Annotated in this window: 26 protein-coding genes, 1 tRNA gene and 1 pseudogene; 6 read left to right on the top strand and 22 right to left on the bottom strand. The window is 68.5% G+C overall.

The features are described from left to right. Together MED01_RS05940 and MED01_RS05935 are read left to right on the top strand one after the other, a co-directional pair. The gene (locus MED01_RS05940) at window positions 1-210 is read left to right on the top strand and encodes a hypothetical protein (protein ID WP_238667513.1); all 210 of its coding nucleotides are present in this window, start codon (window positions 1-3) and stop codon (window positions 208-210) included. Window positions 211-1,148: 938 nt separating this feature from the next. Next, window positions 1,149-1,535, top strand: a complete 387-nt coding sequence (locus MED01_RS05935; RefSeq protein ID WP_238667512.1) for a hypothetical protein — start codon at window positions 1,149-1,151, stop codon at window positions 1,533-1,535. On the opposite strand, the gene MED01_RS05930 is transcribed toward MED01_RS05935, so the two are convergent. From MED01_RS05930 to MED01_RS05915, 4 genes are all read right to left on the bottom strand, one after another. Then, on the bottom strand, window positions 1,525-2,301 hold the full coding sequence (locus tag MED01_RS05930; protein WP_238667511.1) for a glycosyltransferase family 2 protein: 777 nt from the start codon (window positions 2,299-2,301) through the stop codon (window positions 1,525-1,527). The two genes, MED01_RS05935 and MED01_RS05930, sit on opposite strands and share 11 nt — an antisense overlap. After that, entirely contained in the window at window positions 2,289-3,110 is an 822-nt protein-coding gene (locus MED01_RS05925; protein ID WP_238667510.1) for a GntR family transcriptional regulator, read from the bottom strand. Before MED01_RS05925 ends, MED01_RS05930 begins: the two co-directional genes overlap by 13 nt. 149 nt (window positions 3,111-3,259) lie before the next feature. Continuing rightward, window positions 3,260-3,505 carry a precorrin-4 C11-methyltransferase gene (locus MED01_RS05920; RefSeq protein ID WP_238667509.1) on the bottom strand — a complete coding sequence of 82 codons (246 nt, stop codon included), beginning with the start codon at window positions 3,503-3,505 and terminating at the stop codon, window positions 3,260-3,262. 91 nt (window positions 3,506-3,596) lie between these two features. After that, window positions 3,597-4,133: a hypothetical protein gene (locus MED01_RS05915; protein ID WP_238667508.1), complete on the bottom strand. Its 537-nt coding sequence runs from the start codon at window positions 4,131-4,133 to the stop codon at window positions 3,597-3,599. A 351-nt stretch (window positions 4,134-4,484) separates the two neighbouring features. Here MED01_RS05915 and MED01_RS36015 point away from each other — a divergent pair, with 351 nt between their 5' ends. Together MED01_RS36015 and MED01_RS05905 are read left to right on the top strand one after the other, a co-directional pair. After that, window positions 4,485-4,907, top strand: a complete 423-nt coding sequence (locus MED01_RS36015; protein WP_238667507.1) for a GntR family transcriptional regulator — start codon at window positions 4,485-4,487, stop codon at window positions 4,905-4,907. 427 nt (window positions 4,908-5,334) lie between these two features. Next, window positions 5,335-5,946 (top strand): hypothetical protein, encoded by a 612-nt coding sequence (locus MED01_RS05905; protein ID WP_238667506.1) that lies wholly within the window; start codon window positions 5,335-5,337, stop codon window positions 5,944-5,946. 202 nt (window positions 5,947-6,148) lie between these two features. On the opposite strand, the gene MED01_RS05900 is transcribed toward MED01_RS05905, so the two are convergent. The 4 genes from MED01_RS05900 to MED01_RS05885 all read right to left on the bottom strand — a co-directional run bounded on the left by MED01_RS05900 (window position 6,149) and on the right by MED01_RS05885 (window position 9,944). Continuing rightward, window positions 6,149-7,654, bottom strand: coding sequence for a restriction endonuclease (locus tag MED01_RS05900; protein WP_238667505.1), 1,506 nt, complete (start codon window positions 7,652-7,654; stop codon window positions 6,149-6,151). Window positions 7,655-8,141: 487 nt separating this feature from the next. Next, complete coding sequence (locus tag MED01_RS05895; RefSeq protein WP_124820935.1) at window positions 8,142-8,678, bottom strand: hypothetical protein; 537 nt, start codon at window positions 8,676-8,678, stop codon at window positions 8,142-8,144. A 38-nt stretch (window positions 8,679-8,716) separates the two neighbouring features. Then, window positions 8,717-8,911: a hypothetical protein gene (locus tag MED01_RS05890; protein ID WP_124820934.1), complete on the bottom strand. Its 195-nt coding sequence runs from the start codon at window positions 8,909-8,911 to the stop codon at window positions 8,717-8,719. 949 nt (window positions 8,912-9,860) lie between these two features. Then, a tRNA-Tyr gene (locus MED01_RS05885) sits at window positions 9,861-9,944 on the bottom strand. 147 nt (window positions 9,945-10,091) lie between these two features. Between MED01_RS05885 and MED01_RS05880 the strand changes: the two genes are divergently transcribed. Continuing rightward, the gene (locus tag MED01_RS05880) at window positions 10,092-10,586 is read left to right on the top strand and encodes a YajQ family cyclic di-GMP-binding protein (protein WP_091402478.1); all 495 of its coding nucleotides are present in this window, start codon (window positions 10,092-10,094) and stop codon (window positions 10,584-10,586) included. 123 nt (window positions 10,587-10,709) lie between these two features. On the opposite strand, the gene MED01_RS05875 is transcribed toward MED01_RS05880, so the two are convergent. From MED01_RS05875 to MED01_RS05820, 12 genes are all read right to left on the bottom strand, one after another. Then, entirely contained in the window at window positions 10,710-11,462 is a 753-nt protein-coding gene (locus MED01_RS05875) for a DUF1028 domain-containing protein (protein ID WP_238667504.1), read from the bottom strand. A 321-nt stretch (window positions 11,463-11,783) separates the two neighbouring features. Continuing rightward, window positions 11,784-12,173 (bottom strand): hypothetical protein, encoded by a 390-nt coding sequence (locus MED01_RS05870; protein ID WP_238667503.1) that lies wholly within the window; start codon window positions 12,171-12,173, stop codon window positions 11,784-11,786. A gap of 26 nt (window positions 12,174-12,199) precedes the next feature. After that, complete coding sequence (locus MED01_RS05865) at window positions 12,200-12,727, bottom strand: dihydrofolate reductase family protein (RefSeq protein WP_238667502.1); 528 nt, start codon at window positions 12,725-12,727, stop codon at window positions 12,200-12,202. Window positions 12,728-12,914: 187 nt separating this feature from the next. Beyond that, the gene (locus MED01_RS05860) at window positions 12,915-14,174 is read right to left on the bottom strand and encodes an MFS transporter (protein WP_238667501.1); all 1,260 of its coding nucleotides are present in this window, start codon (window positions 14,172-14,174) and stop codon (window positions 12,915-12,917) included. A gap of 146 nt (window positions 14,175-14,320) precedes the next feature. Further along, complete coding sequence (gene htpX / locus MED01_RS05855; protein WP_124858758.1) at window positions 14,321-15,196, bottom strand: zinc metalloprotease HtpX; 876 nt, start codon at window positions 15,194-15,196, stop codon at window positions 14,321-14,323. A gap of 115 nt (window positions 15,197-15,311) precedes the next feature. Beyond that, window positions 15,312-16,811, bottom strand: coding sequence for an NADH-quinone oxidoreductase subunit N (locus tag MED01_RS05850; protein ID WP_238667500.1), 1,500 nt, complete (start codon window positions 16,809-16,811; stop codon window positions 15,312-15,314). Continuing rightward, window positions 16,808-18,316 carry a complex I subunit 4 family protein gene (locus MED01_RS05845; RefSeq protein ID WP_238667499.1) on the bottom strand — a complete coding sequence of 503 codons (1,509 nt, stop codon included), beginning with the start codon at window positions 18,314-18,316 and terminating at the stop codon, window positions 16,808-16,810. Before MED01_RS05845 ends, MED01_RS05850 begins: the two co-directional genes overlap by 4 nt. A gap of 114 nt (window positions 18,317-18,430) precedes the next feature. Beyond that, window positions 18,431-20,362, bottom strand: a complete 1,932-nt coding sequence (locus MED01_RS05840) for an NADH-quinone oxidoreductase subunit 5 family protein (protein ID WP_238667498.1) — start codon at window positions 20,360-20,362, stop codon at window positions 18,431-18,433. Next, window positions 20,359-20,721: an NADH-quinone oxidoreductase subunit NuoK gene (gene nuoK / locus MED01_RS05835; RefSeq protein ID WP_238667497.1), complete on the bottom strand. Its 363-nt coding sequence runs from the start codon at window positions 20,719-20,721 to the stop codon at window positions 20,359-20,361. Before nuoK ends, MED01_RS05840 begins: the two co-directional genes overlap by 4 nt. Beyond that, window positions 20,718-21,278, bottom strand: a complete 561-nt coding sequence (locus MED01_RS05830; protein ID WP_238667496.1) for an NADH-quinone oxidoreductase subunit J family protein — start codon at window positions 21,276-21,278, stop codon at window positions 20,718-20,720. The genes nuoK and MED01_RS05830 overlap by 4 nt, the downstream gene beginning before the upstream one ends. A 25-nt stretch (window positions 21,279-21,303) precedes the next feature. After that, the gene (locus MED01_RS05825) at window positions 21,304-21,900 is read right to left on the bottom strand and encodes a NuoI/complex I 23 kDa subunit family protein (RefSeq protein ID WP_238667495.1); all 597 of its coding nucleotides are present in this window, start codon (window positions 21,898-21,900) and stop codon (window positions 21,304-21,306) included. A 103-nt stretch (window positions 21,901-22,003) separates the two neighbouring features. After that, window positions 22,004-22,429 carry an ester cyclase gene (locus MED01_RS05820; protein WP_238667494.1) on the bottom strand — a complete coding sequence of 142 codons (426 nt, stop codon included), beginning with the start codon at window positions 22,427-22,429 and terminating at the stop codon, window positions 22,004-22,006. An 81-nt stretch (window positions 22,430-22,510) separates the two neighbouring features. Here MED01_RS05820 and MED01_RS05815 point away from each other — a divergent pair, with 81 nt between their 5' ends. Beyond that, window positions 22,511-23,530 (top strand): glutathione S-transferase family protein, encoded by a 1,020-nt coding sequence (locus MED01_RS05815; protein WP_238667493.1) that lies wholly within the window; start codon window positions 22,511-22,513, stop codon window positions 23,528-23,530. Window positions 23,531-23,910: 380 nt separating this feature from the next. On the opposite strand, the gene MED01_RS05810 is transcribed toward MED01_RS05815, so the two are convergent. Continuing rightward, the gene (locus MED01_RS05810) at window positions 23,911-24,873 is read right to left on the bottom strand and encodes a complex I subunit 1/NuoH family protein (protein WP_030329816.1); all 963 of its coding nucleotides are present in this window, start codon (window positions 24,871-24,873) and stop codon (window positions 23,911-23,913) included. Beyond that, window positions 24,873-25,222: pseudogene (locus tag MED01_RS05805) on the bottom strand (hypothetical protein); the annotation flags it as partial. The pseudogene MED01_RS05805 and the gene MED01_RS05810, both read right to left, overlap by 1 nt.

Raw genomic sequence — 25,222 nt, 5'->3', positions numbered from 1 at the left:
ATGAGCGTTGAGGAGCGCTTACTGAAGGTGGTTTCCTCCTTCGCGGAGCAGGTTTCCAAAGACGATGAAGATCGGTTCACGTCGCAGGTTTTTGCTCGCATCGGGCTCGCTGCGGCAGGGATCGACGGAACTCCGCGTGAAACCGAAGGGGCCGCCCCCTCGCGGGTCGGCCCCTTCGGGGGCAATCTCCGTGAAGGAAAGGAAGGATAGCACTATCCCACTACCAAAGGAATGCGCTGTAATTAAATATTCAGGGTTCACAACAACGAAGCATTAGGGCAAGTGCCCTAATGGATTAAACTCCTTGAGCAGATGCTCAGACCAGGCGGCAGCGCCGTCACCGGCTTCGATGGCAGCCGGCAGGAGCCAAGGTTCGGCCGGTCCCTCATCCAGCGGGAGGAACCGGAATCGTGTCGGAATTGAGCCAAATTTGATTATACGGAAGAAGGGATCGAGGTGAATCACCAAAAGCGGGGCAACCGAACGAGGGGCGAGTGGCCCCCCGTCCAACTGGCTTTTAACATTGTCGCGCTGATATCCACCGTAGCGCCGATCACGGTTACACTGATCGACCTATTCGGAAGGGAACGCACTGCCAGCAGAGCAGGCAGGCTACCCGTCCTTATTAGCTAATTTAGATTAAGCAAGCATGGGGCCCCTCGGACGACAATCCGAGGGGCCCCACTCTACCTACAATAAATAACGACGGGATCCGCGCAAAACCTGTTCCGCCCACCGTTCTCTAGGCGAGGCCCCTTGCGCACGAGCGGGGGTGGCGGTCAGTTCAATCGGAGGATCCAATGCGTGACCGGATTTACTTTTTCCTCATCGCAGCACTAGGTGCACTTACGATATCTCCTCTGAGCGGCATCCTAGGAGTCTGCGTTGCCTACACCGCAGGCGTTCGAGGGAATGAACTAGTCATCTTGTTCGGGAGTGCCACGGGCGCCGTTTTTACTGGGCTAATGATGCTGGCAGGGCTTGCAGCTGCCTTATTCTATAGCTCAAAGGACTAGCCTTGGACGTTCCCGCCGGAGCGGCAGGATGAAGATCCATGAATACGGAGGCGGGAGACCGTCTACTATCGCTGTGTGACCGCCTTCCATCAAACGGGCTCTGTTGACGAAGCACACGCCAGGGCGCCCGGCATGGCTGATAAGACTGTTGAAGCACTAGGTGAGCTGAGTAAGGCCATGGAGACGATCCATCGCGTGAGAGGCCACCTCTACTCAGCCCACCAGCTTGTCGGCGGAGCGGACCTCACCTTGGACCACGTGGTCAAGCTGATGCGGGAGGCCGGGCATCTTGAGGTCGCCGACCGCATCGAGCGCGAACTGTTGGGGCGGAACCTGCTCCCCGGTCGGTGGACGTTCCAGATCGTGGAGGAGTTCGACGACGGCTACTACGCCGCGTTCCAGGAGATCGAGCAGGACGCGCGGGAGAAGTTAGCCGGCGGCCGACGGCACATCTTCGAGGCGGAGATGAAGGAGCGGCGGCGTACCCACGGGATGCCGGGGCACGAGGCTACGCCGTAGCGCTGCCGCCGAAACCGTTCGGGATCATCGAGGCCAGGGCGTTGGCTCTGGCCTCGATGATCCTCATCCGTCCCTGGTACTCGGCCGGCTCCCGGTGAGCGGCCTGGCTGGTGACCTGGCCGGGCCACTTGCGGTAGAGCAGGCCGTACTCCCGGGTGAAGTAGCCCGCGCTGACCACGTTAGCGGCGAGCAGGAGGCCGGTGTCCTCGGAGGCCGGCAGCGCCATCCAACCGCCCAATGCGAAGACGAGATCCCGCCGCAGGCACAGGGTCGCCGGGTGCACCGATGCCCGGTAGTCGTTCGCCTTCCAGAACGACAGGACCGAACCGCGGTCGACGACTCCGCCGGCCGGGTCTTTGTCCCATCCGGCGGTCGACCCGTCGGGCAGCAGGTCGAGTACCCGCGAGGTGGTCCAGCCGATTTGCGGGTGCGCGTCGAACGCGGCGATGTCCCGAGCAAGTGCGCCGGGGGTCAACTGGTCGTCGGCGTCCAGCACCTTGATGAGTTGCCCGGAGACTCGGGAGAGAGCGAGGGTACGGGCAACACCAGGCCCACCGGGACGGCCGGTGCCCAGACTGATCCGGGGATCGTCGGGCAGCACGTCGACCAGGGCGCCGGTCTGCCCGTCCTCCTGGACCAGCCATTCCCAGTCCCACCCGGCCGGCATCTCCTGCTTGGTCAACGACTCGTAGGCGCCAGCCAAGTACTCGATACTGGGCGCGTGGACCGGGGTGACGACCGAGACGAGCTGCGTCAAGTTTTCCACCGCTGGAGTTTGTGGGAGTAGACAAGCTCGGTGCGGTCGCCCGGCATCACCACGTCGGCGACCTCGACGACCCGGCCGGTGGTGTCGGTCGACGTCTTCCGCACGGTGAGCACGGAGACGCCCGGGTCGATGTCCAGTAACTCGGCCTCATCGGGCGACGGCGGGCGGGCGCGGATCTCGTCGTCGATTCGGTCCAGCTCGATGCCGAGCGTGTAGAGCTGGTGCTGGGTGCCGCCCGGCCACGGCTCGTTGCCCGCGTCGAGCAGGTCCGGGTTCGCGGCCACCAGGTCGTACGGCAGGTAGGAGTACGACACGGTCAGCGGGGCGTTCTCGTGCCGCGACGACGTCCAGTAGACCCGGCGCAGCAGCGGCGTACCCGGCTCGACCTGCAAGGCCGCCGCCATCTCCGAATCCGCCTCCACCCGGGAGTATTCGGCGTGAAATTTCAGGTCGTCAACTGTCAGGCCGGTGTCGTGCTCGGTGGCGCCCGTCTTCAGCCGCTCGTCCTCGTCGAGCAGGACGCGATCCTTCTCCCACTGGTACCGCTCGGTGTTGCGACGGCGTACCCGTTGGCGGGGTGCCCGCACGTAGGTGCCGCGCCCCTGCTCCGCGCGGACCAGGCCCCATTCTCGGAGCTGCCGGATGGCGTTTCGAACGCTGGTGCGCGACAGGCCCGAGGTGTCGGCCAACTCGGTCTCGCTGGGCATCAGGGTGCCGGGGGCCAGCTCGCCGCCCACGATCTTCGCCCGCAACTCTTCCGCGAGTTGCAGGTAGCGAGGGCGCCAGTCCCGGCCTTGCACACCGGTCACCGTACCCCCTAGACGTTCCAACGTCTGCCAGGTGGTCCCGCCGGCGGGCCGCTCAGGAACCGGCGGCACTGTTACCGCTGCTCGCGGTGGCGGCGCAGGACGCAGGCCAGGAGTACGAGGAACGACTGAGCCCCGACGGGTGTTGGCGTTCACCGCGTCTCTCCGGCCCGCTCGCCGCCTTCTGCCGGTGTCAGCATCTCCAGCTGGGCGTACACCAGCTCGTCGATGAGCCGGTCCAGCTGCGCGGGCGACAGAAGCACGGTCTGCGTCGCGCCGTATCGGGTCGCATCGAGCTTCACGGCCAGGTCCCGGCGGGCGAACCGGTCGACGATCAGTTGGACGGTGACCCAGCCGGTCCGCTCCCGTCCGATGGTGGAGAGAAGCCCGCGGTGCATCGGGTCGTTCGGTCCACAGCCTCGACACCACACCGGGCACACGACCGGCGCGATCGTCGACGGCGACGGCCTCTCTGGGATGGCAGCAGCCTCACTCATCGCCGGCCCCCTGCTGCCCGGTGGCCTGGGCCAGCGATCCGCGAAGTTGCTCAACCAGTTGGGCTGCCTGCGGCAAGGACAACTCCGCCCAGGAATTCCCGGCCCGGCACGTCACATGAACACCGACCATGGGACCACCCAGAGCGTCGCTGCCGATGAGGTACGTGACGACGAGCCCGCCCGCTCGACTGTCGCCGGCCCTCTGCATTGGGCCGCGATGACGACGGGCCATATGCGTCATCACCGGCGGCACCAGGTAGCCGCAGCGATCCGGGGCGCACCAGTCCGGGTGGCTAGTGACGGCAGGCGGCTTGCTCGTACGACTCATCGCGGCCACCGCCCGCCGTTGCCTCGGAAGAGCTGGGCTCGCGTCATCAAGGGCGCATACCGGAGCACAGGCAATTCCCGGGTGGCGCCCGTCGACCACCAAGGCGAGGAGGTTGTAGAAGCCGTGCCAGGACTCGACCGACCGTTGCTGCTGGCGCTCCAGGCAGATGGGCGTCTCCGAGACCACCAGGACGAGAGCCAATGGTGTCGACGATGGGAGTCGGACATCGCACCTCCACAGGTAGGCGGGGACCGGTGGCCAGCCGCGGGGGAATGCGGCCGGCCACCGGCCCGGATGAAGGCACGGCGCACCGTCCGACGCCGGACGGGTCGGGTACCGCCGAGCCAACTTGTACGCGCGGCTACCGCAACCGGTCCGTCAGGACGCCGCGCATCAGGTGCGACCAAGGGCCGGCGCGAGACCACCCCTGACACGAGCCGTCACCTCAGCCGCACACAAGGAAACGTATCTACAAGTGGACGAGTTGTCCATACGTCGAAACAGGTCACTTGGTTGGCACTTGGTAAGACAAGTGCCAGGTACGGTGAGCAGGTGCCCACCCCGCACTACGGACAGCCCCGCTACCGCGCCATCGCCGAAGAGTTGAGAGAGCGCATCGAGAGCGGCATCATCCCGCCCGGAACTCTTTTGCCGGCCGAGAGCGCGCTCACCGCCGAGTTTCAGGCAGCGCGCGGCACGGTTCGTCAAGCAATAGCCGCGCTGCGCGAGGCAGGCTTGGTGTCCACCGAACACGGCCGCGGCACCTACGCAACCCCTCGCCAACGTGAGCGCGGTCCAGACGAAGGCTCCGAGACGGAAACGCAACAGCGCCAGGTCGCCGCTGACGCAGAGCTTGCAGCCCTTTTCGCTGTCGAGGTGGGCGCGGCCCTAATGGAACAACAGAGCCTCACTCGGACAAACGGAGTCGTCGGAACAGTCGTCAAAACCTACCGACTGCTTCAGGCAGAGCGATAGACCATTCCGTCCTTGAAGGCCGGCCGAGGACGGGCCGCACGCTCCGCTGTCGCTCCACGCCGGCCATGCAGAACGACCGGCGGCAGGCGCGGAGCGCGGGAAGCCGGGGCCGCCGCAGACTGTAGCGCCGAGGGTGTTCGATGTTCGCGGACCGGCAGCCGGCCGCGCCGAGCCGAACCGAGCGGCGCGGGAAAGGGCACGCCGGATCCGTGCAGCGGGTGGCGGCGGGTCGGTCGCGGTTACCGCGCCTCTGGCGGGGGCGCGACGACTCCGAGATGGCCGAGGGGTCCGTCGGCAGGTCGCGGTCCGTGGGTGGTTGCGCCAGCCATCCCGCCAGCCGACGACACGGGCAATCCGACCAGTCCACCGCCCGCTCCCCAGGACGGCGGGTCGGCGGAAGACGGATTGGAGGCCTAAGGTCAGTGGGGTGACCTGGCTTCAGTTCGTGTCCAGTGTGGTTAAGTCGGCTGCATGGCCCCTCACTGTAGTAGCGGTCGTCCTAATCTTGAGACGGAAACTGAACGACCTACTCGGAAAGGGTCTAACGAGGCTCAAAGCGGGTCCTGTCGAGGCTGAGTGGGCCATTCTGACAGAAGAAGCTAGAGCCGGCTTCGAAGCAGAGTCGACAAGCGATCCGACCGAGGAACAAGGTGAGTCGGATGAAACGCAGGAAGCTTTACGGCGGCTTAGAGACGTGGCTTCCCTCTCTCCAGCCCTCGGGGTCATCGGCGGCTTCCATCTGGTCGAAGGCGCAGTAAGGGATCTCGCGACGCCCTATCTGCCGCCAGAAGCAGGGTATCGCCGCATTCGAACCATTCGGGATGACCTGTCGGTGCTAGTGACTCGGGGCATCCTCGGTGCAAGTTCTGGGAACGCAATTGAGGACATGCGACAGCTCAGAAACATTGCCAATCACGCCAAAGACTTCCCTGGTCGCACAATTACTCAAGACGAGGCCTTCGAATACCTGGACTTGGTGGAGGACGCACTTCGCCTGCTAGAGGGAAGTCAGAAGATCCAGGAGCGTTCAAAAAGCTGAATGACTAAGTGAGCGACGGCAGGCCGGTCAACTCGGGGGCCACCGGCATCCGGGCGTACACACCTGGACGCTGATGAACGATGAAGGACGCGGATGCCAGCCTAAGTCGAGTGTCGGGGCAGGTTGCCGGGTCCTGATCGTTACCTAGGGGTCAAGGAGTCTCCAGGGGGCACACTGGTCCATCAACCCGATGCAGTTGTTTCTACTCCAGGTCTGCCCTGTTCCAGCCCGGTGGGATCTTCTCTAGACCAATCAGGACGTCGAGGCCAAGGTGCTCCCTTAGTAGGTGCTTGAGATTGCGGCCTTCGATAATCTCGATGCGTCCATTTGCTGCGGCGAAGTCGCGGCTCGCCTTGCCGACCCAAGAGGTAGTGACGAGGACGCCCTTGGCTGCACGCTTGTGGTCCATAACGCCAGCAAGCGCATGAACAGCTTCTAGGCCGACGATTTTGCTGTAACGCTTTGCTTGAATGATGCAAAGCCCGCCCACAATTGGATCCTCATTGACAGCGACACCGTCGACACCTTCATCTTTAGAGGGTTGCGTAACCAAGGACTTCATGCCGAGGCTCTCGAAGAGGCTACGGATGAGATGCTCAAATTCTCCAGAAGAAAGTGTCAGTAGGTCCGTACGACTATCCAAGCCGGCAACGACATCCATTCCATCGACGAACTTGTACTTTGAAAGGTCAAAAGAAACGACTGGCCTGACGCCTTCTAGGTCATACGGGTGCGGGGAGACAATGGCATTCAGGTGGCTGCGAAGGCAGAGCACCGGGTCCAGTTCTGGCTCATCGAGCTGCACAACGGCAAACTTGTCACGCTCCGCGCCCACGCTCATGAGCAGCGGGCGAATGGCGCGACCAGTTGCCTTGTCCTTGGTCGAAGCGTAGCCGTTGAAGACGATGCTAGTGATGAGATCTGGAGGAGTCGCGTCGAACGTCTCATCAATGGTTCGCAACGTCAATCGAGCTAGGAGGTTGCCGTACAGCTTCTTGGTGTCGGATTCCTTTCGCGGTATCGCAGTCATGCCTTTCGTCGCCGTGTAACGGTAGGCCGCGAGGCTGGGCACCACGTCTCGAAGCGGTAGCTCGTATTCGATCAGCAGCTCACTGGAGGCCGAATCATAGTGAGCGGCAACCTTGCCTGTCAGGCCCTCTGGGTATCGCGACTGGGCGAGGACATGTTGTAGACGCTCAACGAACGCGTTCGGTCCGCCGTGCGTCAACGCCGCCCTAAGCTCAAGGGCGGCTCCAGCGGCCCGTCGGTTTCTGTGGGCTAGCAGTTGTTCGTACTCGGCAATCCTCGTGCTGATGGCCTCAGTCCGAAACTCCGCTTCTGCCGTCTTGCGAGCGTGTGTCTCCCGCTCCGCCAGGCGATTTGCAGCGGCTGCCTCCTGCGCCTTTGAACGTTCATCAGCAGCTCGCTGACGTTCCTCAACACGCTGGCGTTGGAGGGCCTCCCGGGCTGCCTTCGCCTCTGCTTGGTCGGCTAGACGCGTCGCCTGTACTTCCTGCCGCAGCCGCGCTGCCTCTGCCTTCTTCGCAGCTGCCTCGGCTTGCTTAGCCTCGCGGTTGGCCTCGGCTTCATGACGCTTCTGTTCGGCCATCAACTCGCGGTGCCAGCGCGCCTCTGCTTGCGCTTGGAGCTTCTTGGCCTGCTTGCGCGCGTCGAGCATCTGAGCAATCAGGCCCTTGCGTCGCGCCATGCGTCCTCCGAAGCTCCGATGTAGACATGCACGACCGTAACCCACCTCGCAACGCGCTGGAAGGCCCCAATGACACGGAGTAGTGGAAGGTTGCCCAGCATGTCGCCGGGATTGTCAGTGGAACGAGCCATGCCACAGCCCTACTGGGCATACTGCACCGGGGGCGGGGCGTGCCCGTGTTGCGTGCCCGATTCCAGGGCTGACGAGGGTCAACGACGGTCTAGCCTGAACGGGCCATGACGCCGCTGGTCTGCGTTGGCCGCAGGCAGGCCGAGCGCGCGCTCAGCGACGCTGAGATTCCCTCAACCGTATGTAGCTAAGGCTGACCGTGCCGGCTGCGGCCTGCTGCGCCCGATGTCAGCGGCTTGACAGCTCCACTACGCTGAGGCCGTCGCTACGCGATGCCAGGCACCCAACGGGCGGCCTCAGCGTAGTGGAGGCCGCCTAACTGAGCTGCCCCAAGCGCAGCCGTTCCCTTGCATCGCCCCTAACGCATGTTCGGCGCGACGCTCCAGGTTCTGTAGAGAACGTGCGGCGTCTCAGCTGCCGTCAACTTGTCGTCCCAGTCAGCGCACAGCGGTTCGACACCGTATTCGATGGCTTGGCGAATCACCTGCTCGAAGGTCACCCTCCCAGTCAGCAAGTGTTGCTTCTTCGTCATGACGGCGTTCGGACGAAGTTGGGCGGTGCCAAGGTGTACGTGTGGACGGTCTTCGTGAGACTTCCCGCCCGGATGCCAGTGGTACTCGACTACTGCCTGACCACCAGACTCCTGAAGGGAGTACTCATACCAACGGGTAGTAACCCGAAACGGCCCCATGCCTTCACGGTCATCTTCGATGATTTCGTATCGCATCCGGGCACGTAGCTCAAGGTCAACGCCACCCTTGAGCCTGACGTAGGCACCTTCATCGACGCCGCCCAACAGGAGTAGATGAATCTTGCCAAGCTGGCTGCTACCGCCACTTGTGCACACGATCTTCGCTCTTGCGACGCAAGACAGCGCGCTCGCGAGCGGGATCACGAACGCGCTGTATGCGTTGTACGGGGTCCGACCAGGCATCAGGGCAGCAGCATTGCTACCTGTGTGACCTGGGGGTCCTCGTTCTCCCTGTACAGCCCAGCCTCCCAGCGCTGGCGGAACTCTGTCGCAGATAGGTTGAGCAGGCTTCGTGCTGCACGTTCCAGCATGCCCTGCTGGTCCTCGGCGGAAATCTCTCCGAACTCGATCAACTCGGCGCCGGTCTTCGTGGCCATCTCTGCCGCCCTCCGTCGTCGCCCTTGTCCCTCTCCCCAGGATAGGTGCGAACAGCATGACACGCTGGTGTGTCAAGTTGTAGTAGGCAAAAGGTGCAAAAGGTGCGATCGCTCTCGGGCTGTCGGGGGTCCGTCCTCAGCAGCCGGCCTGACGGCCGGCTTCGACGAAAGGTCAACGAACGCCGTGATGGGTCAAACCTAGCGCCAACTTAGCTGTGCCGAACTGGGCCGCCTGGCTATCCATGAAACTGGCTGTTGACAGCATTGCTGACGGCAACGAGGCCGGATACTGGCGCTGACACGCACTGGCACAAACTCGATCCGGAGTTGCAACCGTTCGCAGACGTGCTTGGATGCGTCGCACAGAGCTTGTAAGCGAGATCCCTCGGTCCGGCGTGCCACCCGACGTGTGATCTGCCCCCACTTGTGATCCCCCACTCTGCTGCCGATTTCCTATGTTCTGGATCAAGGCGCCGCGCTCCGCACGGCGCGGGCGGTGAGCCGGCCGGCGGCAAGCCGCCCCGGCCGCCTCCGGCGCCGGGGCGGAGAGCCACCGACTGCCGCCGGACCGCCGCCCCGAACTCCACTGATCCAGACGAGCACGACCAAGGCCAGGCGGCACGGAAGCCGGCATGTCGACCTGATCGAGGGCGAGGGCTTCCGACTGCCGCGCCAGTCCAACCCCGGGACTGGCTTGCCCCCGGGCTACCTAAGCATCCAGCTAAGCCCGCGGCAGCCTCAGCCGGTGCTCCAGGTGCGATCACGCCAGGCCGGCAACCCCCGGAACACGGGCGTTCGCAGCCCCCAGAGAAGCAATGAGAGGCAAGATCGACCTGCCCACCATCTGCCCACAACCAGTCGTCATCGGCTGGACCCAGCCAGACTTGGCTAGACAAACGACAACGACCCCCGATCAGCATCTCTGCTGGTCAGGGGCCGTGTCTGCACCTGGTGGCGGGTAGAGGATTCGAACCTCTGAAGCTTTCGCGACGGATTTACAGTCCGCTCCCATTGGCCGCTCGGGCAACCCGCCAGGGCACCCCACCGCGTCGTAACGCGGCGGCGGAAGCAAGGATAGCGGCTCCCCCCGGCACCTACGCAACCGGGTACGGTCAGGGGGTCGTGCCGCTGGTCGGCGGCCGACGGCAGGCCCAGACCGCCGGACAGCAGGAGCAGAAACATGGCAGCGAACCCGTCGTTCGACATCGTGAGCAAGGTTGACCGTCAGGAGGTCGACAACGCCCTTCGGCAGGCGGAGAAGGAGCTTGCGACGCGGTTCGACTTCCGCGGCACCGGCGCTGAGATCTCCTGGTCTGGCGAGGAGGCGATCGGTCTTCAGGCGGAGACCGAGGAGCGCGTCCGCGCCGCACTGGACGTGTTCAAGGAGAAGCTCGTCAAGCGGAACATCTCGCTGAAGTCGCTGGATGCCGGGGAGCCGCGCCCGTCGGGCAAGATCTTCAAGATTGACTGCAAGGTGATCCAGGGCATCGAGACGGACAAGGCCAAGGCGATCAGCAAGAAGATCCGCGAAGAGGGCCCCAAGGGCGTGCAGGCGCAGATCCAGGGCGACCAACTGCGCGTGACCGGCAAGAAGCGCGACGACCTGCAGGCGGTCATCTCGCTGCTCAAGGGCGAGGACTTCGGAGTCGCCCTCCAGTTCAACAACTACAGGTAGGACGGCGACCGCCGCTCAAGCCGCTGCCGACCAGCCGGGGCTCTACGACATCGAAGTCAGGCAGGCGCAGGGCCTGGCTGGGTGCGGCGAGACCGGGGACCGCTGGATGCATCGGACGCCTACTCACAGGGCTTCGTCGGTTCCCGGCGTTGCTGTCTGCTGGTGGACGGCGTTTGCCGGTGTCCTGCCCACCATCTGCGCCCCGAGCGCCTGCCGTGCGGCTTCGCCCATGGGATCGTCGCGGGTCGGCATCCCGCGGATGGTCGGTAGCACCTCTTCCCGAAAGACGCCGTGCAGCCGGTGCAGTTCCCGCGCCGGATGCTCGGCGTCGTCGACTCGCACGTCCGAGAGCGGGTACGGCTGATCCCCGATCACCACGACGGTCGCCGAACGCGCGCCGTGCCGGTCACCGCCGGCCTCCTCGCCGGCCCCGATGGCCAGGACGAGCCGCTCCGCCAGGTCGAGTTCCGCACTCTCCTCGAACACTCGGATGATCTCCGTGAGGGTCTGCGGGCCTACCAGGCGGTTGCCCTGCACCGCGTAACCCGGCCCGGTGCGGTGTCCGGCCCAGCCCTTTGTTCGGGAGCCGGTGAAGGCGTACGAGCGGCCGTGGTGATCGACCATGCCGACCTGCCGCACCTCCCGGCCCGGGTCATGGGCCAGCAGCTCGGTCAGGACCTCCTCCGGCGGGCGGCCCTCGTCGAGCAACGGCAGGCCGTGATAGGCCAGAAACGGATTGGGGGTGGCCTGGGTCGCCACCGCACCGCCGCCCGACTGGACATGTGCGACGAGCTTGCCGACCGCAGGTCTGGCTCTCAGGGCTCCCACCCCCAGCTGGCCGGTACGCCGGCACCGTGCGGCGATCGAGAAGGTCACGCCTGGGAGGTACCCGGACCTACTCCCGGCATGCCCGGAGGCCGCCTGGTTGCCGTCGCTCGGCACCTCGGCTTGCGCGCCATCCGCTCGCCAGCGTCGACCTCACCCGAGCCGACGTCATCCGCTCGGGCCGGCGCCGTCCCTCAGACCGGCATCAACCATCCGAGTCGACGTCACCGCCCGAGCCGGCATCAACCGCCCTGGCCGGCGTCGGCCGCCTGGCAAGCGAACCGGGACAACCGCCAGACCGAGGAGGCGCGGCCCGGTCGAGGTCACCGTCGACGCGGTGGTCGTCGCCCTGTGCGTCGGCTCGCCCGCTGGTCAGGCTGATTCCGCACGGAGTCCGTCGACCACGAGTGCGTGGACAGAGCGCAGCACGGCCGCTTCCTGCTCGTGGCCCACGTCGCCGGCGACAGCTGCCCAGTGCGCGGCGCACTGGGCAGCCAGCTCCCATTGTCTGCGCGACAGCTTGACGGCGACTTCCTCGTCGTCGGTCGGCCAGTTCCCCGAGCCGGCGACACCGGGGGTCCAGTGCGCGATCTGATCCCATCCCGCTTCGCGGATGCCTGACCCTGTCTGCACGAGCTGGTGAGGATCGCCGCTCTCCGCCGCAACGCTGACCTCGCTGTCGACCGCGCCATCCAGGTGGCGCCACTGCCGGGTGGTCATGCGCAGGCCGAAGGCTCGATCCGGGTCGTCGACGTGTTCCATGTGGCTCACCCCATCCGTACGCGGGCTCAGTAGACGACGCGGTACCAGTGCTGGGTCTCGCCGGGCAGCGACTCCAACCTCACTTTGGTGCCGCCGGGGTGGTCGAACATGCGGACCCCGTCGCCGAGCAGGACCGGGGCGAAGAACATGAGGACCTCGTCGAGCAGCCCGGCCTCGATGCACTGCTTGGCGACGTTGGCGCCGAGGATGTTGACATACCGGTCCCCGGCGGCCTCCTTGGCCTGGGCGACGGCGGTGTGCAGGTCACCGACGAACGTGACGTCCGCGGGTGGCTCGGCCGGTGGCCGGTGGGTGAGGACGAACACCGGCCCGTGGTACTGGCCGCCGAACGCGCCTTCGCTGTCGGTGCCACGGTTCGGGTCGTCGCCGCCGAATGTGCCGTTGCCGGCCAGGATCGCGCCGACGTTGTTGAGCAGGCGCTCCGCCGTCGGGTTTTCGCCGCCCAGGTGGTCGCTCAGCCACGACATGTCGCCGCCGGGGCCGGCGATGTAGCCGTCGAGCGACGCCGTCGCCGAATATAGAAGCTTGGCCATGAGCCCAGGGTAGGCGGACGGCACTCGGGTTCCTGGAAGTCGGGGCGTCCGCCGCGCAGGGACACCCCGACTTCCAGGAACCCGAGTGGATCAAGCGCGCACGGCCGCCGGGTGGATCAGGCGGCACGGCCGCCGGGTGGATCAAGCCGACCGGAAGCCGCACTGAAGACAGGCAAAAGCGAGCAGGTCAGACCGGGACGGGGTGTTCGGCGCGTACCGCTGCGGTTTCCGCGCGGGCGATGGGCCCGGCGGGTAATGCGGCAACCGCGGCCCCGATGGCGACCGCCGCCCCGGCGAACAGGAACGCCCAGCGGACACCGCCGGCGTGGTCCACGATCACGCCGGCCAGCGAGCCGCCGGCGGCGCTCGCCGCCACCGCGACGGTGACCACCCAGGTGTACGCCTCGTTCAACATGCCGGTCGGGGCGATCCGGCCGACCAGGGTGTTCTCCAGGGTCAGCGCGGGCGCGATGGTGGCCCCACCGGCGACCAGCGCGACGCCCAGCGCGAGCGGGGTGGGCATCACCGCGAACACGGCGAAGGTGGCGGCCAGCGCGGCGAGCAGCAGGGCGAACTGCCGGGTCATGTTCGGTGCTGGCTTGCGGACGCCGAACCAGAGCCCACCGAGGGCGCTGCCGACTCCCCAGACCGCGAGCAGGACGCCGGCGAGGCTCTCCGGGTCGCCGGTGGAGTGGTCGCTGGCGAACGCCGGGACGATCACACCGGCGGCCCCGAATGCGATGCCCAGGCCGGCGACGCAGATCAGCAGGGCCGGGAAGCCGGGGACCTTCAGTGGGCCGAGCCCACGGGCGTGGTGTTCCTGTGGGTGCGGACGCCAGCCGCGCATGACCCGGCCGAGGGCCACGGCGGTGGTGCCGACCAGTGTGACCACTGCCGCGCCGATCAGCGCGGCCGCCGCGTCGGCGACGAGGACGAAGCCGGCGACGAGCAGTGGGCCGAGGACGAAGACGATTTCGAACAGCGTGGTCTCGGCGGCGAGCGCTGTGTTGCGGAGGTGGTATCGGCCGGAGTTGGGACCGGTCAGGTCGTTCCATGCGCCTCGGATGGCGGCGCTGAGCGGCGGGTAGGTGGCGCCAGCCACGCCTGCGGTCAGGTAGATGACGGGGAGCGCGTCGTCGCCGGAGCGGCTGGCCAGCAGCAGCCCGATGAGTGCCAGCGGGTGGGCCACGGCGGTGAGCAGCAGGACGGGGCTGGGGCCGATCCGGTCGGCGATCCGTCCGGCCACCGGGCTGAGCGCGGCCCCGGCGAGGGCGTAGATGCCACCGGCGATGGCGGCCAGCGAGTAGCGCCCGGTCACCTGCTCGACGACCAGGAGCAGCGCCAGCGGGGTCATGCCGATTCCGAGCCGCCCAATGATGCCGGTGATCAGCAGCATGGGCGCGCCGGGGATCCGCCAGACACCCAGGTACTGACGCAGCGCGGACACCGTGAACCTCCCGAGGATGTAACGAGCGTGAGCCGTTATGACCCTAACGCCGCTGCCTGACAGGAGGACAGCGGAATAGTCTCCGACACAGCGATCCGCCCGTACCCGGCGCGGCCGGGTACGGGCGGAGGCGGTGGATCAGCGGGTCAGCGCTGGAACTGCACCGGCCCCGAGTTGCGGGCCATCTGCTCCAGCCGGGCGACGCGGTCCTCCATCTTCGGGTGGGTGGAGAAGAGCGCCGCCATGCCGCCGCCCCGGAACGGGTTGGCGATCATGAGGTGGGCGGTGCTGGTGAGCTGGCCCTGAGCCGGCAACGGCCGACGTCGGGCGACCGCGTCGATCTTGCGGAGCGCGCTGGCCAGGGCCAGCGGGTCGCGGCTCAGCTCAGCGCCGGAGGCGTCCGCCTGGAACTCGCGGCTCCGGCTGATCGCCAACTGGATCACAGTGGCGGCGATCGGGCCCAGGATCAGGGTGAGCAGCAGCACAGCCGGGTTGGGTCGGTCCTCGTCGTCCCCGCCGCCCAGCGGAATGAAGAAGGCGAGGTTCGCCAGCAGGGTGATGATGCTGGCCAGGCCGGCCGCCACGCTGGAGATCAGGATGTCCCGGTTGTAGACGTGGGACAGTTCGTGCCCGATCACGCCGCGCAGCTCACGGTAGTCGAGGATCTCGGTGATGCCCTGGGTCACGCAGACCGCCGCGTGCTGCGGATTGCGACCGGTGGCGAACGCGTTGGGCTGCGCGGTGGGGCTGACGTAGAGCCGCGGCATCGGCTGCCGGGCGTCGGTGGCCAACTCCCGGACCATCCGGTACAGCTCGGGGAACTGTGCCTCGGTGACCGGTTGCGCCCCCATCGAGCGGAGTGCGAGCTTGTCGGAGTAGAAGTAGGTGACGCCGTTCATGACCAGAGACACGACGACGGCGATGACCAGGCCGCCGCTGCCGCCGAACCAGTAGCCCACCGCCAGGATCAGGGCGCTGAGCAGGCCAAGCAGCGCTGCGGTCTTCAGACGGTTGTGGTGCACGATGTCTCCTTCGGTGCACGGATCGCCGGGATCCGCTGACCGGTGTAACAACCCGGTACCCACCAACCATCCGTCTCAACGCTGAGAGTTGACTGAGACCGAAGCCCAGGTGGGGTCAGCGACCGGCCAGGTCGAGCACCAACTGCGGGGCGACGCCGAGCACCACGGCGGCCACCGTCGCCACCGCGAGCACCACCGCCACCACACCCACCACGGGTACGCCCGACGCTCCGCCACCGGCGAGCGCCGCGGCCGGGCCGGGCGTCGTGCTCGGCGCCCAGAGCGCGGCGGTCACCCGCAGGTAGTAGGCGAGCCCGATCACGGCGTTCAGCGCCACCACCAGCGCCAGCCAGGCCGCGCCACCGTCCAGCAGCGCCCGGACCACCGTCACCTTCGCGAACAGGCCTGCCAGCCCCGGCGGCAGACCAGCCAGACCCACCAGCGCGAGACCGAACGCCGCAGCCCGCCACGGGTGCCGCCGGGCTGCCCCGCGCAGGTCGTCCAGCGTGCCCCCGTCCGCACCCGCCGGCCGCAGCGCTGTCACCCCGGCGAACGCGGCCAGCTCCAACACCACGAAGAACACGGCGTACGCCAGGGCGGCCGCGTACGCGGCGGACAGTGCCTCGTCAGTGCGTCCGGCGGCCAGCGCCAACGCTCCCAACGGCGCGAGGATGTACCCGGCCTGCGCGACTGACGACCAGGCGAGCAGCCGGACGGTCCGCCGCTGACGCAGGGCGACCAGGTTGCCGACGGTCATGGTGAGCACGGCGAGCAGAGCCAGCACCGGACCGGTCTGGTCCGCCGGCAGCGCCCGTTGCACAACGGCGAGCAGGGCGACCAGGCCGCCCAGCTTCGACGCGGTGGACAGGTACGCGGCCACCGGCAGCGGCGCGCCGTCGTAGGTGGCCGGCGCCCAGGCGTGGAACGGCACCGCCGCCACCTTGAAGGCCAGACCGACCAGCAGCACCGCCACCGCGGCTGTGGTCAACGGCAGGTCCCGCAGCTCCGGCTGCGCGGCGAGCAACGCGCCGAGCCGGTCCAGGTGCAGCCCACCGGTCACCGCGTACAGCAGCGCCGCGCCGAGCAGGGTCAGCGTGGTCGCCACCACGCTGACCACGAAGAAGGTCACCGCCGCCTCGGCGCTCGCGAGGCTCCCCCGGCGCAGGCCGACCAGCACGTACAGCGGCAGGGTCAGCGTCTCCAGCGCGACGATCAGCGTGATCAGGTCGCCGGCCGCGCCGAGCACCACACCGCCGGTCATCGAGCACGCCAACAGGAAGGCATACTCCCCGGTCGGTGACCGTCCGGCCAGCAGCGCGGGCACCGACAGCCCGAGCACGCCCAGCGTCAGCAGCGCGACCACCACGCCGACCACTGCCGCCCGACCGCCGAAGATCCAGGAACAGTCGGCGCCCACACAGAACGTCCGCCGCTCGGCACTCATCCCGACCAGCGCGGAGCCGACGGCGGTGCCGAGCGCGCCGAGCGCGGCCACGGCGATGGTGGCCCGTGGCCGGGCCACGAGCAGGTCGGTGATGAGCACGAGCACGGCCGTGCCGGCGGCCAGGTAGGCCGGCAGCAGCGCGACGCTGTCCACGCTCTGCACGACGTTCATGGCTTGACCACCCCGATCAGGGCGTCGACAGGGGCCTCAGCGACGCCGAGGACCAGAGTCGGCGCCAGCCCGATGGCCAACGCGAGCAACACCAGCGGCACCCAGGCGGTCAACTCCGCACCGGCCAGACCGGGGCCGACCCGACCGACGGCGGGGCTCGGCCGGTTGTGGGTGACCTGACGCAACAACCGCAGGAAGTACGCGGCGGTGAGCGCCCCACCGACCGCCGCCAGCACCCCGAGGGTGGTCCAGAGCGGACCGCCCACCTGCACTGCGGCGATCACCGCGAACGCCTCACCCCAGAAACCGGCCAGCCCGGGCAGGCCCAGCGACGCGATCGCCGCGAACGCGAGCAGACCCGCCAACCGGGGCGAGGTCTCCCGCAACCCGGACAGCTCGGCGAGGGTACCCGTGCCGGTACGGTCCTTCACCGCCCCGGCCAGGAAGAACAGCAGGCCGGTGATCACCCCGTGCGCGACGTTGCCGATCAACGCCGCCTGGATGCCGGTGGCGGTCAGCGTGGCGACGCCCAGCAGCACGAAGCCCATGTGCCCCACGCTTGAGTACGCGATGAGCCGCTTCACCTCCGACTGGGCCAGGCAGACCAGCGATCCGATCAGGATCGCGGCGACGGCGAGCACGCCGAGCACCGGCGCCGCCCAACGGGCGCCCTCCGGCGCCACCCCCACCGCGACCCTTATCAGGCCGTACGTGCCCATCTTGAGCAGCACACCGGCCAACACGACACTGCCCACAGTGGGTGCCTGGGTGTGCGCATCAGGCAGCCAGGAGTGCAACGGCCACAGCGGGCTCTTCACCGCGAACGCCAACGCGAGCAGTGTGAACGCTGCCAACTGGGTACCCCGGGACATCCCCGCGCCACCGGTCAACGTCACCAGGTCGGCGGTGCCGGCGGCGGCGACCACCACGTACACGCCGACCAGCAGCAACACCGAACCGAACAGCGTGTAGAGCGCGAACTTCCGGGCCGCCCGACGCCGCTCCGCGCCACCCCAGCCGGCGATGATCGCGTACATCGGCAGCAGGACGACCTCGAAGAAGAGGAAGAACAACACCAGGTCCAGGGCGAGGAAGGTGCCCAGGATGCCCACCTCGACCACCAGCAGCAGCGCGACGAGCGCCCGGCCGCTGCCGCCGTCCGGAACCCGCCACATCGTGTACGCGCAGCAGAGCAACGTGAGCAGCGCGGTCAACACCACCAGCGGCCAGGAGATGCCGTCGACGCCGAGGTGGAAGCGCAACTCCAGACCGGGCACCCACTGAAGGTCCAGTTGGTGCCACGGGCGCACCGCCGGCTCGTTGCCCGACCAGGCGACCCAGCCCCGACCGCCGAACACCAGCGGCACCGCGGCCAACAGGGTCAACGCCGCCGCGACAGTGCCGACCAGCCGGGCCACCCGGTCCCGGGGCGTCGCCGCCACCGCAACCGCACCCAGCGCCGGCACCGCCAGCACCGCGACCAGCAACCCCTGCCCAAGCGTCATCGGACCGCCTCTGTTCGCGACTGCGGGGCTCGCAAACCCGGCTCACTCCTCGCGCTCACCGGACCGCCTCTGTTCGCGACTGCGGGGCTCGCAAACCCGGCTCACTCCTCGCGCTCACCGGTTGACTCCCACCAGTGCGGCGGCCAGGCCGATCAGCAGCGCGCCGGCCAGTACACCGGCGGCGGCCCGGGGCAGCGCCGCGCGGTGCAGCGCGGCCAGCCCCGCGCCCAGACCGGACGCGGCTCGCCCGCTGCCCTCGACAGCGCCGTCCACCACCACCTCGTCACCCGTTCGCGCGGCACGGGCCAGCGCGCGGACCGGGCGTACGACAAGGGTGTGCTGGACGTCGTCGAGCCGGAACGCGCGGGCGAAGACCGGCCGCAGCGGACCCAGCGCGGCCGCCGGGTCGGCGGCCCTGTCGCGCCGCCAGCCCAGCAGCACCAGCGCGGCGCCGAACAGCAGGAAAGCAAGCGGCAGCAGCACCCCCGACCCCAGGTGGACCAGGCCGTCCTCGGAGCCCGCCACCGGGACGGTGGGGAACCGCAGACGGTCGGCGAACGCCCCGACGAAACCGGCCAGACCGAGCAGCGCGGCCGGCACGGCCAGCAGCAGCACCGGCCAGCGCAGCACCGCCGGTGGGTCGTGCGGCTGGACCAGGGGCAGGCGCGGTGCGCCGAAGAAGGCGCGCAACAGCAGCCGACCTGCGTACCAGGCGGTGACCGCCACGCCGACCAGCCCGGCGATCCAGACGATCCAGCCGACCCAGGACGGGGCCGGGCCGGTGCCCTCCAGCGCGGCCGACTCGGCGACAGTCAGCACGCCGTCCTTGCTCCAGAAACCGGCCAACGGCGGCACCCCCGCCAGGGCGCCCAGGCCCACCACGGTGCACCAGAACGTCACAGGCATGCTGCGCCGCAGCCCGCCCATCTCCGACATCAGCGTGGTGCCGACGGCGTGGATCACCGCGCCGGCGGCGAGGAACAGCAGCGCCTTGAAGGCGGCATGGGTGAGCAGGTGGAACAGCGCTGCCGACGGTGAACCGACCGCCAGCGCGCCGGTCATGTAACCCAACTGGGACACCGTCGACCAGGCCAGCACGCGTTTGATGTCGTCCTGGGCGGTGGCGGCGAGCGCGCCGAGCAGCAGCGTGACCGCGCCGAGCACCCCCAGCACTGTCAGCGTCACCGGCGCGGCAGTGAACAGCGGGTAGAGCCGGGCCACCGCGTACACCCCGGCGGCGACCATCGTCGCGGCGTGGATCAGCGCGGAGATCGGGGTCGGGCCGGCCATCGCGTCCGGCAGCCAGGTGTGCAGCGGGAACTGAGCGCTCTTGCCCGCCACACCGGCGAGCAGCAGCAGGCCAGCGGCGGTCAAGGTCGCGCCGGAGTGGTCGTGGGCGAGCACGTCGGCAATCCGGAAGCTGCCCGTCGACACACCCAGCAGCGCGATGCCGAGGAGGAACCCCACGTCGCCGACCCGGGTCACCAGGAACGCCTTCATGGCCGCGGCGGGGGCGCCGGCCAGTCGGCGGTCGTGGGCGATCAGCAGGTACGAGCAGAGGCCCATCACCTCCCAGCCGACCAACAACATGATCAGGTCCCCGGCGACCACCACCAGCAACATGGCACCGGTGAAGAGGCTGATCTGGGCGGCGTAGGGCGGGTAGCGGTGATCCACGTCGACGTCGTCGTGCGGACCGCGCCGCAGGTAACCGATCGAGTAGACCTGCACGGCCAGGGCGACAGCGGTGACCGCCACCGCGACCAGTGCGGCGGCCCCGTCCAGCCGTACGCCGAGGGTCACCGCCAGCCCACCGAAGTCGACCCAGGTGGCCGACGTCTCCATCGGCCCGTCGACAGTGAGCAGCAGCGCGACGGCCAGCGCCAGCGCACCGGCCGCACCGGCGACGCCGAGCGTCACGGCGGCCGTCCGGGCGCGGTCGCCGCCGGTCGCGCTGTCGCGCCGAGGGGCCGGTGGCAGCAGCAGCCCGAGCAGCCCGGCGACCAGCGGTACGGCGGGCAGCAGCGCCCCGAGCAGCCCGGTCACCGGACCGCCTCCGAGTCTCCGACGGCCGGCTCGCGCCCACCGACGGGATCCGGCGACTCGGTCAGCGGCACGTCATCCACCGCGACTGTCGCCCGCAGCCGGTAGAGCTGAAGGACGATCGCCAACCCCACCCCGATCTCGGCGGCGGCCAGGACGATGACGAACAGCGCGAAGACCTGCCCCGAGTGCGGCAGCACGGCGCGGGCCGTGGTGTCCGCGGTGACCAGGATCAGGTTGACCGCGTTGAGCATCAACTCGACAGACATCAGCACAAGCACCGCGTTGCGGCGGCGCAGTACGCCGTACACGCCGAGGCCGAACAGCAGCGCGGCGGTGACGTACGGGATGACCGGCCTCACCGGCGACCCCCGGGCTCGCTGTCGACCAGGTCGGCCGCCCGGCCGTCGCGTTGCGGGGCGGCTCGGCCGATGTCCGGACGGGACAGCACGATCGCGCCCACCAGGGCGGCGAGCAGCAGCACCGAGAGCACCTCGAACGGCAGCACCCAGGATTGGAAGATCTGCTCGCCCAACCGCTCGGCGGTGCCGGCGTGCGGCAGTGTGACAGTGCTCCAGCGGTACGCGTCGACAAGCAGGGCCGTCAGCCCCAGCCCGGCGCCGCCACCGATCAGCGCGGCCGGCCAGCCAGGCCGGTCCAGGTCGTCGGAAGCGCCGATCGGGGCCCGGGTCAGCATCACCGCGAACAACAGCAGCACCACCACCGCGCCCACGTAGATCAGCACCTGCACCCAGGCCACCAGCTCGGCGCTGAGCACCAGGAAGTCACCGGCCAACGCGCCAAGGCACACCACCAGGTAGAGCCCGGCCCGGACCAGGTGCTTCGTGGTCACCACCAGCACGCCGGCACCCACCGCCACCGCGCCGAGGGCGACCAGCAGCACATCCGCGCCGGTCACCGCGGCGCCCTTCCGGCTCGGGCGCTCACGACGCCGGATCCTGGTCGGCGTCGGGACGTACCGCTGGCGGAGCGGGACGGGAGGCGGCCGCCTTGCGCGCGGCGGACGTCTCCTCCTTGGCCGGCTCGCCGTTCGGGTCGTGCGCGGGCGGCGGCGGAACGGTGGCCATCCACTGACCGAGGTGGTCCTTGTCGTGCAGCAGGTCCTTGATGTCGTACTCGGCGTACTCGAACTCCGGTGACCAGTAGAGCGCGTCGAACGGGCAGACCTCGATGCAGATGCCGCAGTACATGCAGAGCGAAAAGTCGATGTCGAACTTGTCGAGCACGTTGCGCTGGCGGGGGCGGGCGGCGCCGGGCACCACCACCTCCTCCTTGTGCGAGTCGATGTAGATGCACCAGTCCGGACACTCGCGGGCGCAGAGCATGCAGACAGTGCAGTTCTCCTCGGACAGCGCGATCACACCACGCGAGCGCGGCGGCAGATCAGGAGCCGTGTCCGGGTACTGCTGGGTGGTCGAACGGCTGGTCATCGTCTTGAGGGTGACCGCCAGCCCCTTCACCAGGCCCGCGCCGGGAAGGCCGCGTTCGCCGGTGGCACCGCGCTCGCTGGGGTCACTCATGTCGACCATCCTGCCCTGTGGCCACGGCGCGCGCGACCACCACCCACAGGTCTACGGCCCTAGGGCTCACCCGAGGAGCACTGTCACCTGCGGATCAGCCGAATCACGCAGCGGGCCCGCCGACCACCGGTGGGAGCATCTCGACGCCGAGCTGTTGCAGCAACTGGAACAGCTCGTTGCAGCTCCACACCTCGACGATCCGGCCCGCCGCGTCGAAGCGAAGGAACGTCGCACCCGAATAGCTGACCACCTGCCCGGTCGGCGGCACCGGCCCGAACTGCCCGACGTGGGTGCCGGCGGCCCGCCAGTGCACCGCCACCCGCTCACCGGCCGCGACCACGTCGACGATCTTGTAACGGAGGTCCGGGAAGGCCGCCCGGCGCTCACGATGCCAGGCCAACGTCGCCTCCGGCCCGGTGCCGCCCAGCCCCGGGCACTCCTCGGCGACCAGCTCGTACGCCGACTCCTCCTGGCGGGCATTCCACACATCGGCGATGAACCGCCGGGCCGCCGCCTCCACGTCCGTCATGCCGGCAGGGTAACCGGGACCACGGTGCGCCGTAGATCCGCGAGGATTGGGTAGAGACACTGACCAGACCGGGAGGGCGACGTGGGCGAGGAAAAAGGCGGCAAGTACGTCGAGCCGGGCGGCGAGTTCACCCGCGACCAGCGGTACATCGCCACCCGGATCACCGAGGACGGGCGCGACGGATACCCGGTCGAGCCGGGCCGGTACCGGTTGGCGGTCAGCCGGGCCTGCCCGTGGGCCAACCGACTGATCATCGTGCGGCGGTTGCTCGGCCTGGAGGACGCCATCTCGATGGCGGTGGCCGGCCCGACCCACGACGCCCGGAGCTGGACCTTCGACCTCGACCCGGACGGCCGGGACCCGGTGCTCGGCATCGAGCGCATCCAGGAGGCGTACTTCAAGCGCTTCCCCGGCTACGAGCGCGGCATCACAGTGCCGGCGATCGTGGACGTGCCGACCGGGCAGGTGGTGACCAACGACTACGCGCAGATGAGCCTTGACCTGTCCACGCAGTGGAGGGCGTACCACCGCGAGGGCGCCCCGCAGCTCTACCCCGAGCACCTGCGGGAACAGATCGACGAGGTCAACGCCGTCGTGTTCCGGGACGTCAACAACGGCGTCTACCGGTGCGGGTTCGCCGGCAACCAGGAGGCGTACGACAAGGCGTACCACCAGCTCTTCGACCGGCTGGACTGGCTCACCGAGCGGTTGACCGACCAGCGCTACCTGGTCGGCGACACCATCACCGAGGCCGACGTGCGACTGTTCACCACCCTGGTCCGCTTCGATCCCGTCTACCACGGCCACTTCAAGTGCAACAGGCAGAAGCTGAGCGAGATGCCGGTGCTGTGGGCGTACGCCCGGGACCTGTTCCAGACCTCCGGGTTCGGCGACACCATCGACTTCGACCACATCAAGCGGCACTACTACGAGGTGCACCGCGACATCAACCCGACCGGGATCGTTCCGCTCGGCCCCGACCTGTCCAACTGGCTCACCCCACACGGTCGGGAAGCGCTGGGTGGCCGCCCCTTCGGCGACGGCACCCCGCCCCCACCCCCGGTTGAACCAGTCAACCCCGAACACACCCCGCTGCCCTAAACGAACAACCCCCCGCCCGCCCCGCGCCCGTGCTTTCACCCGTCCGCTCCGCCGACTCGCGCCCGCCCGCCGACGCACGCCCAACCGCGCCCCGCCCGCCCGCGCTCTCACCCGTCCGCCCCGCCGATCTTGCAGTTTTGGTTGCCGATTCGAGCACTACGCCCCTTTTGTCGGCACAGTAAGTGCAAGATCGCGGGTCGGCGACCTCCCTACCCCGTCGATCAAGGAGTTGTGGTGCCTGAATTACGGGTGTCCGGGTGATTTGTCACCCACCACAACTCCTTGATCGACGCGGCGGGGCACGGCGGGGCGGGGGCGCGGCGGGGCCGGGCGGGGCGCGGCGGGGGCGCGGCGGGGCCGGGCTGCGGGGCGGGGTTGGGTTACAGGGCTATGCGGACGGCTGCGGTTAGGACCAGTTGAGCGAGGGATGCGGGTACGAGGACCAGCCAGCAGAGGCGTTGGAGTTGGTCCTCGCGCAGCCGGGGGTAGGAGACCCGGAGCCAGATGATCACGAAGGACACCGCGAAGATCTTGAGCAGCGTCCAGAGCCAGCCCAGCTGGTCGTCGGCGAACGGGCCCTGCCAACCACCCAGGAACAGCACAGTGGTCAGCGCGGCGATCACCACGATGCCGACGTACTCGGCGAGCAGGAAGAACGCGAACCGCAGACCGGTGTACTCGGTCATGTAGCCGAAGACCAGCTCCGAGTCGGCCACCGGCATGTCGAACGGTGGCCGACGGATCTCGGCCAGCCCGGCGACGAAGAAAATGATCATCGCGGGTGCCTGCCAGAGCAGCCACCACGGCTGCCACGCCTCGACGATGCCCGACAGGCTGAGCGTGCCGGCCGCCATCGCCACCGACGCGGCGGCCAGCACCAGCGGCAGCTCGTAACCGAGCAACTGGGCCGCCCCGCGCAACCCGCCCAGCAGGCTGTACTTGTTGGCCGACGCCCACGCCGACATCAGCACCGCCACCACCCCGACGCCGACCACGGCCAGCACGAAGAAGAGCCCGATGTCCAACGGTTGCCCGACCAGGTCGTTCGGACCGAGCGGAATGACGAGCAACACCAGCAGGTAGGGCACCAGGGCCACCGCGGGCGCCAACCGGAACACCGCCCGGTCCGCCTCGCGCGGAGTGATGTCCTCCTTCTGCACGAACTTGACCCCGTCGGCCACGAGCTGCGCCCAACCGTGGAAGCCGCCCGCGTACATCGGGCCGAGCCGACCCTGCATGTGCGCCATCACCTTGTGCTCGGCCTGGCCGACAAGCAACGGCAGGGTGAGGAACGCGACCACCACGCCGCCGATCCGGAGCACCAACTCCACCCAGAGCGGCATCAGGCCGTACCCCCGTCGTGGTCGCTCCGGTCGTCGCGGCCCGGCGGGTCCGCGATCGGCTCGCCACCCGACGCGGCCGAGCCCTCGCCGGGCCTGCCCGGTGCGGCCGAGCCGGGCGCGATCTGGTCGGCCCCGTCGACGCCGGGCACGGTCTCGGAGGCCGGACCAACGCCAGGCACGGCCTCGGCAGCCGGACCAACACCGGGCACGGCCTCGGCAGCCGGACCAACAGCGGACACGGTCTCGGTGGCCGGGCCAACGCCGGACACGGTCTCGGCAGCCGGGCCAACGCCGGACACGGTCTCGGCAGCCGGGCCAACGCCGGACACGGTCTCGGCAGCCGGGCCGC

Source organism: Micromonospora alfalfae, from assembly GCF_022230925.1.
Lineage (GTDB): Bacteria > Actinomycetota > Actinomycetes > Mycobacteriales > Micromonosporaceae > Micromonospora > Micromonospora alfalfae.
Note: the sequence above shows the minus strand (reverse complement) of the source record. Positions and strands in the feature narration are given on the sequence as shown.

What these genes read in the sequence shown, in the direction of transcription:
- MED01_RS05940 (WP_238667513.1), top strand. Translation starts at nt 1, where the DNA reads ATGAGCGTTGAGGAGCGCTTACTGAAGGTGGTTTCCTCCTTCGCGGAG.
- MED01_RS05935 (WP_238667512.1), top strand. Translation starts at nt 1,149, where the DNA reads ATGGCTGATAAGACTGTTGAAGCACTAGGTGAGCTGAGTAAGGCCATG.
- MED01_RS05920 (WP_238667509.1), bottom strand. Translation starts at nt 3,505, where the DNA reads ATGCACCGCGGGCTTCTCTCCACCATCGGACGGGAGCGGACCGGCTGG.
- MED01_RS05900 (WP_238667505.1), bottom strand. Translation starts at nt 7,654, where the DNA reads ATGGCGCGACGCAAGGGCCTGATTGCTCAGATGCTCGACGCGCGCAAG.
- MED01_RS05890 (WP_124820934.1), bottom strand. Translation starts at nt 8,911, where the DNA reads ATGGCCACGAAGACCGGCGCCGAGTTGATCGAGTTCGGAGAGATTTCC.
- MED01_RS05880 (WP_091402478.1), top strand. Translation starts at nt 10,092, where the DNA reads ATGGCAGCGAACCCGTCGTTCGACATCGTGAGCAAGGTTGACCGTCAG.
- MED01_RS05870 (WP_238667503.1), bottom strand. Translation starts at nt 12,173, where the DNA reads ATGGAACACGTCGACGACCCGGATCGAGCCTTCGGCCTGCGCATGACC.
- MED01_RS05865 (WP_238667502.1), bottom strand. Translation starts at nt 12,727, where the DNA reads ATGGCCAAGCTTCTATATTCGGCGACGGCGTCGCTCGACGGCTACATC.
- MED01_RS05850 (WP_238667500.1), bottom strand. Translation starts at nt 16,811, where the DNA reads ATGAACGTCGTGCAGAGCGTGGACAGCGTCGCGCTGCTGCCGGCCTAC.
- MED01_RS05845 (WP_238667499.1), bottom strand. Translation starts at nt 18,316, where the DNA reads ATGACGCTTGGGCAGGGGTTGCTGGTCGCGGTGCTGGCGGTGCCGGCG.
- MED01_RS05825 (WP_238667495.1), bottom strand. Translation starts at nt 21,900, where the DNA reads ATGAGTGACCCCAGCGAGCGCGGTGCCACCGGCGAACGCGGCCTTCCC.
- MED01_RS05820 (WP_238667494.1), bottom strand. Translation starts at nt 22,429, where the DNA reads ATGACGGACGTGGAGGCGGCGGCCCGGCGGTTCATCGCCGATGTGTGG.
- MED01_RS05810 (WP_030329816.1), bottom strand. Translation starts at nt 24,873, where the DNA reads ATGCCGCTCTGGGTGGAGTTGGTGCTCCGGATCGGCGGCGTGGTGGTC.